The 12,934-nt window shown below is 64.2% G+C and carries 11 protein-coding genes; 5 read left to right on the top strand and 6 right to left on the bottom strand.

Annotated features, from left to right (window positions below; translation table 11 throughout):
* Positions 1-617 precede the first annotated feature (617 nt).
* On the top strand, positions 618-2,186 hold the full coding sequence (locus PQR02_RS07340) for a mannose-1-phosphate guanylyltransferase/mannose-6-phosphate isomerase (RefSeq protein ID WP_408227662.1): 1,569 nt from the start codon (positions 618-620) through the stop codon (positions 2,184-2,186).
* A gap of 150 nt (positions 2,187-2,336) precedes the next feature.
* On the opposite strand, the gene PQR02_RS07345 is transcribed toward PQR02_RS07340, so the two are convergent.
* Complete coding sequence (locus PQR02_RS07345; RefSeq protein WP_408227665.1) at positions 2,337-3,536, bottom strand: DUF6566 family protein; 1,200 nt, start codon at positions 3,534-3,536, stop codon at positions 2,337-2,339.
* Positions 3,537-4,119: 583 nt separating this feature from the next.
* The gene (locus tag PQR02_RS07350) at positions 4,120-4,416 is read right to left on the bottom strand and encodes a YciI-like protein (RefSeq protein WP_408227668.1); all 297 of its coding nucleotides are present in this window, start codon (positions 4,414-4,416) and stop codon (positions 4,120-4,122) included.
* A gap of 12 nt (positions 4,417-4,428) precedes the next feature.
* On the opposite strand from PQR02_RS07350, the gene PQR02_RS07355 reads away from it, so the two are divergent.
* From PQR02_RS07355 to PQR02_RS07370, 4 genes are all read left to right on the top strand, one after another.
* The gene (locus PQR02_RS07355) at positions 4,429-4,869 is read left to right on the top strand and encodes a hypothetical protein (protein WP_408227671.1); all 441 of its coding nucleotides are present in this window, start codon (positions 4,429-4,431) and stop codon (positions 4,867-4,869) included.
* Positions 4,866-5,159 (top strand): PsiF family protein, encoded by a 294-nt coding sequence (locus tag PQR02_RS07360; protein ID WP_408227674.1) that lies wholly within the window; start codon positions 4,866-4,868, stop codon positions 5,157-5,159. The genes PQR02_RS07355 and PQR02_RS07360 overlap by 4 nt, the downstream gene beginning before the upstream one ends.
* Before the next feature lie 270 nt (positions 5,160-5,429).
* The gene (locus tag PQR02_RS07365; RefSeq protein WP_408227677.1) at positions 5,430-5,876 is read left to right on the top strand and encodes a hypothetical protein; all 447 of its coding nucleotides are present in this window, start codon (positions 5,430-5,432) and stop codon (positions 5,874-5,876) included.
* A 449-nt stretch (positions 5,877-6,325) separates the two neighbouring features.
* Positions 6,326-6,919, top strand: coding sequence for a BPSL1445 family SYLF domain-containing lipoprotein (locus tag PQR02_RS07370; RefSeq protein WP_408227680.1), 594 nt, complete (start codon positions 6,326-6,328; stop codon positions 6,917-6,919).
* 404 nt (positions 6,920-7,323) lie between these two features.
* Here the strand turns inward: PQR02_RS07370 and PQR02_RS07375 are convergent, their stop codons facing one another.
* From PQR02_RS07375 to PQR02_RS07390, 4 genes are all read right to left on the bottom strand, one after another.
* Positions 7,324-8,394: a glycosyltransferase family 4 protein gene (locus tag PQR02_RS07375; protein WP_408227683.1), complete on the bottom strand. Its 1,071-nt coding sequence runs from the start codon at positions 8,392-8,394 to the stop codon at positions 7,324-7,326.
* 241 nt (positions 8,395-8,635) lie between these two features.
* The gene (locus PQR02_RS07380) at positions 8,636-9,799 is read right to left on the bottom strand and encodes an AAA family ATPase (protein ID WP_408227686.1); all 1,164 of its coding nucleotides are present in this window, start codon (positions 9,797-9,799) and stop codon (positions 8,636-8,638) included.
* Positions 9,800-9,866: 67 nt separating this feature from the next.
* The gene (gene otsA, locus PQR02_RS07385; RefSeq protein WP_408227689.1) at positions 9,867-11,279 is read right to left on the bottom strand and encodes an alpha,alpha-trehalose-phosphate synthase (UDP-forming); all 1,413 of its coding nucleotides are present in this window, start codon (positions 11,277-11,279) and stop codon (positions 9,867-9,869) included.
* Positions 11,280-11,595: 316 nt separating this feature from the next.
* The gene (locus PQR02_RS07390; protein WP_408227692.1) at positions 11,596-12,819 is read right to left on the bottom strand and encodes a mechanosensitive ion channel family protein; all 1,224 of its coding nucleotides are present in this window, start codon (positions 12,817-12,819) and stop codon (positions 11,596-11,598) included.
* Positions 12,820-12,934 lie beyond the last annotated feature (115 nt).

Consider the following 12,934-nt stretch of genomic DNA (forward strand, 5'->3'; position numbering starts at 1 on the left):
GGTCCGTCGCATTCCGCTGCAACAGGCGGGCGCACCACGCCGGCAACCGCGTCCCGCCATACACCGCGCGACGCGAAAATGATTGACCCGAAGCGATTGCCCTTTATTTCCCGATCCATGATCCGGCTAACTCTCGCCTGAATCGCGCCTGAATGGCCGGATTGGAAAATCTGTGCCGGAATGAGTGAATACCCTTGTACAGGTATAGATAAGGCGGTATTAAAATTCCGACTGCAAGACCGCAAAAAATCTCAAATTGTATCGGTCAATTTTCGGCATTTTTTCTGGATTTTATTCGGTAACTGTTACCGGAAATGGATGCTCTTGCGGTGCTGCACAGACCTATCTGTAAGGCAATGCAGCCCGCGCTGCGCTCCGATCGGCGAAACTTGCGGCTGGCCTTCCGGCGCTATTCTCACGCAGAACTCGCGATAAAAAAATTGCCGCCGATTTTTTTCGGGTAATTTTTCTTTTTCATAAATCGGCCGGACATTTTTCCTTCATCGAATGGATAATTTTATCCGGCCGATTTATATCGTTTGCATTTAACGCGCTTTTATTGATTCCCGACTTCATGATAAAACTCGACGCATTCACCCAGCCTCGAGGAGTTCATCATGACAGCTCCGGTCACGGCCACGCCCGCCGACACCCGGTCCAAGCAAGCTACGCCCCTGAACGTCAAGCTCAAGGTTCATCCTGTGATTCTCGCGGGGGGCTCCGGTACAAGGCTGTGGCCGATGTCGCGCGAGCAGCATCCGAAACAGCTGATCGGCCTGCTCGGCGAAGACTCGCTGCTGCAATCCACCACGCGCCGTCTCGACGGACTCGAATCCGGCTACCCGCTCAGCGGGCAACTCGTCGTGGTGGCCAATGAAGAGCAGCGCTTCACCACCGCCGAGCAATTGCGCACGAGCGGCAAGGCGACCCGGCTGATTCTCGAACCAGTGGGCCGCGACACGGCGCCGGCGTTGACGGTCGCCGCGCTGTCGATCGCCGCGCAGGACGAGGACGGCATCATGGTCGTGATGCCCGCCGATCACGCGGTCACCGACAGCGACGGATTCCATGCGGCAGTGGCCGCCGGCGTGCAGCACGCGGCGGCCGGGCGCATCGTCACGATGGGCATCGTGCCGACTCGCGCCGAAACCGGCTACGGCTACATTCGCATCGGCGCGGCGCTGGATTCGACGGCGCCTCGTGCGGCCGGTCACGCAGATGCTACGGATAACGAAGCATCAAGCAGGATCATCGCGCACCAGCTCGACCGCTTCGTCGAAAAACCGCATCTGGAACTGGCTCAGCGCTACGTCGAGTCGCGCGAGTACTGGTGGAACAGCGGCATCTTCATCATGCGCGCGTCGACCTGGCTGAAAGCGATCCGCCATTTCCAGCCGGCCATTTCCGAAGCGTGTGCAGCGGCCTTCACGGGCGGGAAGGCGGACGGCGACTTCTTCCGGCTGCAACGCGACGCGTTCGGCGCATCGCCGTCGAACTCGATCGACTACGCGGTGATGGAAAAGCTCGGCGCGGATCAAAGCGTCGCGGCCGGCGTCGTGGTGCCGTTGCAGGCGGGCTGGTCGGACGTGGGTTCGTGGGACGCGATCTGGGACATCTCGGAGAAGGACGCCGATCACAACGTGGGCCGGGGCCGTGTGATGTTCGAAGGCGCATCGTCGACCTTCGCGCATTCCGAAGGACGCCTGATTGCCTGCGTGGGCACGCAGGAGCTCGTGGTGGTCGAAACGGCGGACGCAATTCTCGTCGCCGACAAGTCGCGTGTGCAGGACGTCAAGAAGATCGTCGGCCGGATTCGCGCCGAGGGCGGCCTCGAAGCGGCCAATCATCGCAAGGTGCATCGCCCGTGGGGCAACTACGATTCCGTCGACACCGGCGAGCGCTTCCAGGTCAAACGCATCGTCGTCAAACCCGGTGCGCGGCTCTCGCTGCAAATGCACCATCATCGCGCCGAACATTGGATCGTCGTGCGCGGCACGGCGCTCGTCACGCGCGGTGAAGAGCGCTTCATCGTCTCCGAGAACGAATCGGCTTATATTCCGCTGGGGGTCACGCACCGCCTCGAGAATCCGGGCAAGATGCCGCTCGAAATGATCGAGGTTCAGTCGGGCTCGTATCTCGGCGAAGACGATATCGTGCGCTTCGACGACACCTACGGACGCCAGTGATCGGCCAAGCCAGGTGACACAACTGAACCACAACGAATGAAGCGGGAACCTGCGGCGGTTGCTCCTACCAGCCGCGGGGAACTGCTGTTCCGACGACGATGTTTTCAAGCGTGCCGACAGTCATGCTGATAGCCGTGCCTACTGGCGTGCTCATCCCGCGTGGGAGATCAGTTCTGTATACGACGAAGGAAAACGATCCGCTGCGCTATTGCTGTCGGGCGAAGCTGTGGCGGCGGCCGCGTCACCGGGGTAACGGCGCAGCGGTCCACGAAATGCATTGAGTGGACCATGCAACGGCGCACCATGATTCACCGCGACGGGCTCCGGCACGTGACGCTTGGGCAACGGACGAGCCGACTGCCTCGGCGCATACGACGCCGACGGCGCACGCGTGCTGTCGATGGATTCGCCCGCGGCCTGCGTCAAGCGTTCGCGGTCGATCCACTGCCGCGCCCATTCGAGCGCGTATTGCTCTGCCGCGTGCGCATCGGCAAAGCGCGGGCCGACGAGGCCGGAACGCTCGACGCGTTGGCCGTCCTTCATGATTTCCGCCCACGCGCGATACATCGCGTTGGGCACCTGCTCGGCCACGACGTAGATCAGATACCCGTGCGGGCCGGCGATCTGCGTGCCGCGCGGCGCGAGACTCATCGACAGCGGCGTGCGTTGATCGTCCGGCGCTTGCGGGTGGCGTGCCGATGCGATCGCCGCATCGAGGCGCTCCATCGCCGCGCCGACCGCGACCGCTTCACTACTGCTGCCGAAAGGCACGGCGGCACGCGTCGCGGGCCATGTGCCGGATGCCGTGGACGAAGCGGATGGTGCCGGCGCACGCGTGACCGGCGCCGCATCCGCGGCCCCGGACAACTGCCGCGTGATGTCGGCGATCGGATCGGCCGAACGACAGTGGCTCAGCGTGCTCGACACGCCGGGCGCCTGCCACGACTCGGGACTTTTCCACGACACGCCACGCAGACCTTCGTCGCGCATGCTGGGCGCTTGCGCCGCAACCGGAGCGGGTTTGACCGCCGGTTTGGCCCCGACCGGCGGCGCCGGCTGCGGGATGTAGGCGAAGGTACGCCCGGTTTGCGACAACAGCCGGACCATTTCGAGCAGCGTGCCGTTCAGTTGCCATTCTTCGAACCGCCGCCGGCATGTGGGCCCCGACGGATAGCGGCCCGGCAGCTTCGACCAGGGTTCGCCGGTAGTCAGAATCCACAACACGGCATTGGCCACGATACGCGGTTCGGCGCGGGGCCGGCCGCGTCGATTCAGACGGACGGCCGGCTCATCGGAGACAAGCGCTGCCAGCAGCGCCCATTCGTCATTGCTTAGCTCATCGAAAAACATTGGTTTTCTCCACGCGGCTCGGCCTGGCCGCGGCGTTGAACCTGCCACGGATTCAGCGTTCACGATCCGTGTGCGGTCCTCGGTTGCACAAATATGTTTTGTACGTTCTGTTGGCTGGTCAATACCGCTCTGGTGTAGTGCGGCTTGTCCCTATTGCGGAGCACAAAACGTGGTCTCACTCGTGCATGGGAGAATTTGTGCACGAAGCATACCATCCCAGGGTTTCCATGAATACCATTGAGACAAGTGTTACGGATAGAAACAATCTTGTCCTTTTCGCAGCGTGATTTCACGCATTGTCGTCACGGAACTCATGTGCGGCGCGCGCGGTACGGAGCGTGAATCGTCAGCACTACGATACACGATCACGGCGAATTGGATTTACGAATCGCTCGCCTGATTGAGACGGTATTTCAATGCATTTTGGCAAGTTGAAAGTCGATCGGACGGCGCCCGACCCAGCGCCGCTATAGCACAGCGATCTGATCGGCACCGCGCGCCGATAGAGCCGCATGCGGTCACTGCGCAGGCGCGCTCCCGGGCGCTTCATGTGCTTCTCGACGCAGTTGCGTTGGACCCGCTGTTAGCGCACCGGGTTCGCCGCGCGCTCGCCCACCACCGTCGTCCATTCACGCACGCGCCAGCGCACCACGAGTCCGGAAAGTACGTAGGGATCCGCTCTGGCAAAGGCTTCGGCGGCTGCGGGAGAATCGCCCTCGAATAGCAGCACAGCGCCGTCCGTGGGTTCGGCCAACGCGCCCGCGAGCAGCAACTCGCCGCGCTCCGCCGCGGCCCACGCGAGTTTCAGATGCGCTTCGCGATACTCGGCGCGTCTTTCCAGATAGTCGGACACGAGGTCGTACATCAACAGATAGTGCATGGCGAGCCTCCTATGGCTTGCATCAGAGACGGGCACCAGGAGACGAACATTGGCCCGGCTGAAGTCAATATTACCACTTTGAACCAGCGGGGAATTTTGTGCCGATTATTTATTCATTTTTATTTGAATCGATGCATCCGGCATTTAAATTTTTATCCGGCAATTACAATAGCGATCAATTCAATTCACATTGAAACCGGTCGATTAATTGATCTGGATTGCATAGCATTATTCGATATCACGGTCATTCGGCTGTTTCAAACGGACGGTCCGGCCGTCACCCCTTCAGTAGGGGAAAACGAGCGGGCGCGCCTGTCAACCGATTGCGGTTTTTGTCCGTTCTCGCAGACAGCATTCGCCATAGTCAACGCGCAAGGGGCCCATGGATGCCGTTTGACGCCCGCGCGCATCAACGACCAAAAACGTTTTCACCACCGATGGAGTGTCACATGAAAATCCAATCCGCAATCGCTGCGCTGGTGCTCGGCGCTGTTCTCGTTACGCCGGTGTTCGCAGAGAACAGCCAGCAGACAAAGATGGCCGATTGCAACAAGCAGGCCGCCGACAAGAAAGGCGATGACCGCAAGGCGTTCATGCAAACCTGCCTGTCCGCGAAGCCGGCCGCCGCGCCGATGACCCAGCAGGAGAAGATGAAGGTGTGCAACACGCAAGCCGCCGACAAGAAGGGCGACGATCGCAAGGCGTTCATGAAGACCTGCCTGTCGTCCGCGCCCGCCAACTGAACGCAAGCCCTGCTCTCTTCACGCGTCGTGCTGAGAACACGGCGCCTGAGCGCTGATTGTTCGAACAGGGCCGCGCGGGTTTCCGGCGTGGCCCTTTCCTCATCTGCTTCGTCCTCCGCTGCACCGTCCCCCTCTCGCCCTGCGCAGTCCGCCCGCCGCAGCGCGCGGTTTTCTTCTATGATGGCTGCGGAGACGGCCCACCCCCCTATACAAGATTAGACGGGCCGCCATCTTGTCGTTGGTGCTGCTGAGCATCGATTGGAGGCAAGGATGGTATCGAAGCATAAAAACCGCTGGTTGAGGCGGTGGCTGGTCGTCATCGTATTCTGGGCGGTGCCCGTGGCGATCGTTGCGGTCAACGAGATCCGCGAGGAAATGGCATACAACGCCGTCGACCTCGACCGCGCGTTGACCAGCTGGAATTTCACCGCTGCACAGCGCGCCGCCGGCGCGCCCGCGCGCTGCCGCGGCAAGCCCGACGAGGCACAAGCCGCCGGCTGTCCGGCCGACGTGCTGGCCGCCAATGCACCGCGCCAGCAGGACGCGCGCAATGAATACAGCGTGCGCCGCACCACCTTGATGGCTTATCTGTGGCACGCGTTCGTCGGCTATTGGGTCGTGCCGGCGGCCGTGCTGTTTCTGCTCGGCCTGCTGATCGGCATGGTGCGCCGCGCGCTGCGGCGCCCGCCGCCGGTGAAGAGCCCGAATCATGGATGAGGCAGCGCGTGGCCGTCAGGCGAAGCCTTCAAGAAGCGCTCTGCGTCACAATCGAAGCCATGCTGCTCGCTGCGATTCGCAGTCCACACGTCGCCGGACTGCGGCATCCGGGCAACACTTTCAATTAGATCTCAACGTTGAGCACCGGCGCGAATAATCGGTAAAAACGCGCCTTCCGCCCGGGCCCAGGTCCGCGAGCGCCACGCAGCTTCGCTCGGAGCAGAAATCCACACCCCCCGTCAAAACCACGCGGCGCGCGACGCCCGCGGCGTTGCGCCGGGCCGGTCAAATTTACAGCGCGACGTCTTGCGATTAGCCGCAAAGCCCCGCCGCACAAGGCTTCTCGCGAAACGGTGAAGGGCGCTTTTTATGCTTGCGTGTGATATAACTCAAAGGCACCGCGGCGATATCGCCTCAGGTTGCGCCCCGGAACCATACGGAGAAAAACGATGCAAAGACGAAACTTCATGTTGAAGACGACCGCTGCGCTCGCTTTCGGAGGCCTTGCACTCGCGGGCTGCACAACCACCTCGTCCAGCAGCAACAACCCGACGGCTACCACCGATGCATCCAAGCGCCACTCGATCGATGCCGCCGTCGACGGCACGATGTCGCGGCTCTTCACGACCGTGCCGGGTTCGCGCGAACTGGTCTCGAAGGCGCGCGGCGTACTCGTGTTCCCGTCGGTTATCCAAGCGGGCCTCGTGGTCGGCGGCCAGTATGGCGAAGGCGCGCTGCGCGTCGGCGGCGCCTCGGTCGGCTACTACAGCACGGCGTCGGGCTCGTTCGGGCTGCAGGCGGGCGCGCAGTCGAAGGCCATCATCTTTCTGTTCATGACGCAGGACTCGCTGGACAAATTCCGCAACGCGGATGGCTGGTCGGTCGGCGGCGACGCATCCGTGGCCCTCGTGAAGGTCGGCGCGAACGGCGCAATCGACACGAACACCGCCACCGCACCGGTCCAGGTGTTCGTGCTGACCAACGCCGGCCTGATGGGCGACCTGTCGCTGCAAGGCACCAAGGTCTCGCGGTTGAAGATCTGAGCGGCTTATCCGCTTGCTGGTCAGTGGGTGTGCGTCTGACCCGCCCGGTTCCGTGAGCAGCGGTGGCCGGGGCAGACGCAAGCCTGCGCAGGCTGCGGTCGTTTCATCGGGCATTTGCATCCGCGACTGCATCGTCGCGGGCGCCACGGCGAACGGGCTGTCTTTCGAGCTGCCGGTCGCGCCGCGCAACCCAGCCACCGCGCACTGCCTCGACCGCCCTCCACCCGCGCTCTACACCATTGCCGCCGCAATCGGGCAGTAGCGCAATTCATCCGTCAATCGTGAAGGACAGTAAAGAACGGCGGTGCGCATCGCACACCGCCGTTCTTTTTCACCCTGCCGCGCCTTGCAATACGCTGCCTGCTTTCAGCGCATGAACGGGCAATGCAGCATCAAACGCACCCTCAACTCCCCGCCGACGTATCAATCACCTTGAAGCGCGAGCGCTTCTGCGCCCGGATCACCGACTGATACACATCCACGTACTGCTGCGCCATCCGGTGCGACGTGAAGCGCTCCTCGAAGCGCTGCCGCACACCTGCGCGCGGCATCCTGTGCAGACGGTTGACCGCCGCTACCGCGCCGATCTCGTCCTCGACGATAAACCCGGTCACGCCGTCTTCCAGCACCTCGGGCACCGAACCGCGGTTGAACGCGATCACCGGCGTGCCGCACGCCATCGCCTCGATCATCACCAGACCGAACGGCTCCGGCCAGTCGATCGGGAACAGCAACGCGTGCGCCCCCGACAGGAATTCGGCTTTCTGGTTATCCGCGATCTCACCGATGAACTCGACGTGCGGCAAGTCCAGCAACGGCCGGATGTCGCGCTCGAAATACTCGCGGTCGGCGGCGTCCACTTTCGCGGCGATGCGAATCTGCATGCCGCACCGGCCGGCGATCCGGATCGCCGTGTCGACGCGCTTTTCCGGCGAGATACGGCCGAGAAACGCGAGGTACTTCTGCTCGACCGGTTGCGGCGTGTACAGCTGCTCGGGCAAGCCGTGATAGACGGTGGCGAGCCAGCGCGCCTGGGGCAGAGGATGACGCTGCGCGTTCGAGATCGAAATCACCGGCGCGGTGTTGAAGGTATCGAATACCGGCTGCTGCTCGGGCAGATCGAGACGCCCGTGCATCGTCGTGACGAACGGCGTCTCCTGGCGCTTGAAGACCGAGAACGAATAGTAGTCGAGGTGAAAATGCAGCACGTCGAACTCTTCGGCCTGGCGGCGCACCAGTTCCATCAACAGCATATGCGGCGCGATGCGGTCGCGAATGCCCGGATCCAGGCGCAGCGCGCGTGGCCAGACCGGTTCGAGCTTCGCGCTGGTGACGGAGTCGCCGCTTGCGAACAGCGTCACGTCATGGCCAAGCTCGACCAGCGCTTCAGTGATATACGACACGACGCGCTCCGTGCCGCCATACAGCTTGGGCGGCACCGATTCGGTCAAGGGGGCGATCTGCGCAATCTTCATATTGTGTGTCTCCATGCTCCATGAACTGATGGCTCGCGCCTCGTGACGGTGCGCATCAGCGACGCCGACCGAGTATGACAGCGCCGTCACCTCCATTCAATGCCGGCGGTGTCGCAAGATCGCGTGCACCAGCGGCATCGAAGCATTATTCCCCGGTGTCCGGCAAAAATCCCCCAGTCTTGCATTTGCTGTGCGCTGTTACAGTCGGCTTACATCCGGCGACGCGCCGCTCGTGCACGGACTACCGCGCCGGCCATTTCCACGCGGGCAGTTCGCGCTCGTCGGCGTCGGCGATACGCGTGGCGCCGAAGTGCTTCTCCAGCACGATCGACTGGCTCGCCTCCTCCCGTTCGAGCGCCGCGATCAGCCGCGCCGCGTGCGACACCACCAGCACTTGCGAATGCGCGGACGCCCGCGCGATCAGCCGTGCGAGCGCCGGCAGCAGGTCCGGGTGCAGACTCGTCTCCGGTTCGTTCAGGACCAGCAGCGCGGGCGGACGCGGCGTCAGCAACGCGGCGGTCAGCAGCAGATAGCGCAAGGTGCCGTCCGACAGTTCCGCGCCCTTCAGCGGCCGCAGCAACCCGTGCTGGCGCATCTGGACTTCGAAACGGCCGTCGTGGGTGGCGACGTCCAGTTGCGAGCCGGCAAACGCGTCGTCGATCGCGGCGTCGAGCGCGGTCGGGTCGCCGATCTCGCGGATGGTTTGCAAGGCCGCAGCGAGATCCGCGCCGTCGTTGGACAGCACCGGCGTATGCGTGCCGATCTGCGGCAGACGCGCGGCCGCTTCGGCGTCGGTGCGGAAATGGTCGTAGAAGCGCCACGACCGGATCTGTTCGCGCACCGTGATCATTTCGGGCGCGCTGCGCGGGTCGGAGAACTCCGTCATCATGCTGTCGAAGCTCGCGACCGGTTGCGGCACGGTCTGCCAGTCGCCGTCTCCGTCGCGCGTGCGCAAGGCGACGCCGTTACGGTCGACCAGCAAGGCCGAAGGCCGCAGCACCGGCCCGCTCCAGATGCACTCGCGCTTGATCACCGGGTCGAGCGTGAATTGGCTGGGCATCGGCGGCGGCAAGCCCAGGTCGATCGCATAGCCGAATTCATCGCCGGAAAAGCCGAGCCTGAGACTGACCGGGTCCTTGCGGCGCGTGCCCTCGACCGGCGCGTCACCCGCCAGCATCGCGCGCGAAAACCGCTCGGGACCGGCCCAGAGCGTCGACGGCAAGCCGCCTTCGCGCGCGAGCGACGTGATCACGCCGCCGCGCGCGGTTTCCGCGAGCAGGCGCAGCGAGCGATACACGCTCGACTTGCCGCTGCCGTTCGCGCCGGTGATCACGTTCAGGCGTCCGAGCGGCACGATCAACTCGCGCAGCGACCGGTATCCCGCGACCGCCAACGTGGTCAGCATGCGGCCGCCGAGCGTTCGAACGCGAGCGGCGGCACGCCCGCTACCCGTGCCGCATGGGCGCGTTGCCTCACTTGTGGCCGCCATCCACGCCTGGCTTCTGCACGGGCACGCTGCGCAAATCGTTGAGGAAGGTGTCGCGCCACACGCCCAGGTCGTTCTTGCGCAAGGCCGCCATGTTGATCTCGTGACGCCGCTGACGCGCGTCGAGCGGCATCTGCAGCGCACGCTGCAGTGCTTCGCACATGCCGATCGCGTCATGCGGATTGACCAGCAGCGCGCCGGACAACTCCGCCGCCGCGCCCGCGAAGATCGACAGCACCAGCACGCCGGGATCGTCGGGGTTTTGCGCGGCGACGTATTCCTTCGCAACGAGGTTCATGCCGTCGTGCAACGGCGTCACGAAGCCGATCTGCGATTCGCGAAACAGCGACATCAGCTTCCAGCGGTCGTACTGCTGGTTCAGATAGCGAATCGGCGTGTAGTCGAGGCCCGAATAGCGGCCATTGATTCGTCCTGCTTCGTATTCGAGGTCCTGGCGGATCTTCTGGTAGGTGGCGACGTCTGAACGAGTCGGCGGTGCGATCTGCACCAGCGTGACGTTGCCGCGCCATTCGGGCGAGCGCTCCAGCAGATGTTCGAACGCACGGAAGCGCTCGACCAGTCCCTTCGAATAGTCGAGCCGATCGACGCTCATGATCAGCTTGCGCCCTTCCAGGCTCTGCTTCAGATCCAGCACGTGCTGCCGGCTTTCGTAGCGCTTGGCCTGTTCGGCGATTTCGTCGGGGAACACGCCGATCCGGTAGACCCCCGTGCGCAGCTTGCGCCCGAACGCCTCGACGACGCCGCCCGCGTGCACCGTGCCGCGCGCGTGGCGCGTCACGTAATCGTGGAACGCCTGTTCGTCGGTGGCGGTCTGGAAGCCCAGCAAGTCGTAGCACGACAGCGACTTGACCAGTTCTTCGTGCGGCGGAATGTTGAGCAGGATTTGCGGCGCGGGAAACGGGATATGCAGGAAGAAGCCGATGCGGTTCGTGACGCCCTCGTTGCGCAGCGCTTCGGCGAACGGGATCAGATGGTAGTCGTGAATCCAGATGACGTCGTCGGGTTCGAGCAGTTTGATGAGCTTGTGCGCGAGCCACGCATTGACCCGCCGGTAGCCGGCGTACTCCTCGCGCTCGTAGCGGGCGAGGTCGTTGCGGTAGTGGAACACCGGCCAGAGCGTCGCGTTCGAGAAGCCGCGATAGTACTGGTCGTAGTCCTTGCGCGTGAGGCCGACGGTCGCGAAGGTCACCGCGCCGTCCTGCTCCAGCGTCGGACCGGCGTTGGCGACGGTCTCGCTGACCACGTCGCCGCTCCAGCCGAACCACACGCCTCCCGCATCCTTCAGCGCGCCGAACACGCCGACCGCGAGGCCGCCGGCCGATCCCTTGGTTTCCGTCGGCGTTGCGACGCGATTCGACACGACGATCAGTCGGCCCATGTTGGATGTCCTCCTTGGTTCGCACGGCGCGCACCCGTGTGCGTCGGGGCTCGCGGCTTCGGGCTTGGCGAGCTTCTCGCGAGCGCTGCGATGCCGGAGCACCATGATGCGGGTTCGTGCCGCGCCAGGTTCGTGAGTGAGTGGACGGTTCGACCACGCGCAGACGCGATCGGTTCGATGCGTTGTGTGATGCGGCGCTGATTGCGCGCCGCGCGGCGCCGCTTGGGTTCAGGTGATGACGTGCTCGCGCATCGATCTACCAACGGAGCCATGCGCTCACCTGCGCACGCATCCACGTCAGTATGCGCCCCACCCTCTATACCCTCTCCTTCGATTTCTGCGAAGCTTCCGCCGCGCCCGGCCGACCGACCCGGCTCGCCACCGGGTCCGCCTCGGTATGCGCGGCGGTGCTGCCGGCGGGCGCCTGCGCACTGCGCGGCACCCAGTCGAGCGGCTCGCTGACCGTGGTTTCCAGTTCCGCCGACACGTCGGCGCGCGTGCGCGGCAAATATTGCGGATAGTGTTGCTGGATGAAGCCGAGCAGGCCTTCGCGCACGCGGCATCGCAAGTCCCAGTTCAGGCCGGAGTCGGGCGAGCTGACGAGCGCGCGCAATTGCATCGAGCGCTCGGTGCCGTCGGTGACCTGCAGCACCTGCACGCGCCGGTCCCATTCGGGCGCGCTCTCGACGATCCGCGCCAGTTCTTCGCGCAGCGGCGCGAGCGGCATCCGGTAATCGACGAACAGAAACACCGTGCCGATGATCTGCGAGCTGCTGCGGGTCCAGTTGGTGAACGGATTCTCGATGAACCATTGCAGCGGCACGATCAGCCGGCGCTGGTCCCACAGACGCACCGACACATACGTGCCGGTGATTTCCTCGATACGCCCCCACTCGCCCTGGATCACGACGACGTCGTCGAGGCGGATCGGCTGGGACAACGCGATCTGCAAACCGGCGATCAGATTGCCGAGCACCGGCCGCGCCGCGATACCGGCAACCAGACCGGCGACACCGGCCGAGGCCAGCAGGCTCGCGCCGACCTGCCGGACATTCGGGAAGGTCATCAGCGCGCCGCCCGTGCCGACGATCACGATCAGGATCATCACCGAGCGCGCCAGCACCCGCGCCTGCGTGTGGATGCGGCGCGCCTGCAGGTTGTCGGCGCTATCGAGCGGATGGGCGCGGATGATTGCCTCGCCGATGGCCGCCGCCGAGCGCACCGACAGCCACGTGAGCGCGGCGATGAGCGCGATCGCGGCGACGTCGCGGACCGGCTCGATGTGGTTGAGCGTGTAGGGCGCCTCGGACACCACGCCTTCGAGCACCAGAATCACGAGGGCGAACAGCGACGGTTTGTCGATGTAGCGCAGCACCACGCTGGTCAGCGGATGCGGCCGCGCGATGCGCATCACGATGCGCGCGCCGAACCGGTGAACGCCGACGGTCACCACCACCAGGATGGCCGACACGACCAGAACGCCGAACCAGGTGTGCAGCGGCGCCTCGGCGGCGAGGCTGAGATCGTCGAAAGTAGGCATGAGGGGCATTGTCCTCCTCGCTTGAGTGTAGACAGGACCGCGGTGCCTGACACGCGGGCGCGCCGCGCAGCGGCGCGGGGCGAGATGCGGCGCCGCGTCGTGCCGGTCAGGAGCC

Origin of the sequence: Paraburkholderia sediminicola (assembly GCF_046026895.1) — a bacterium.
GTDB classification, from domain to species: domain Bacteria; phylum Pseudomonadota; class Gammaproteobacteria; order Burkholderiales; family Burkholderiaceae; genus Paraburkholderia; species Paraburkholderia sediminicola_C.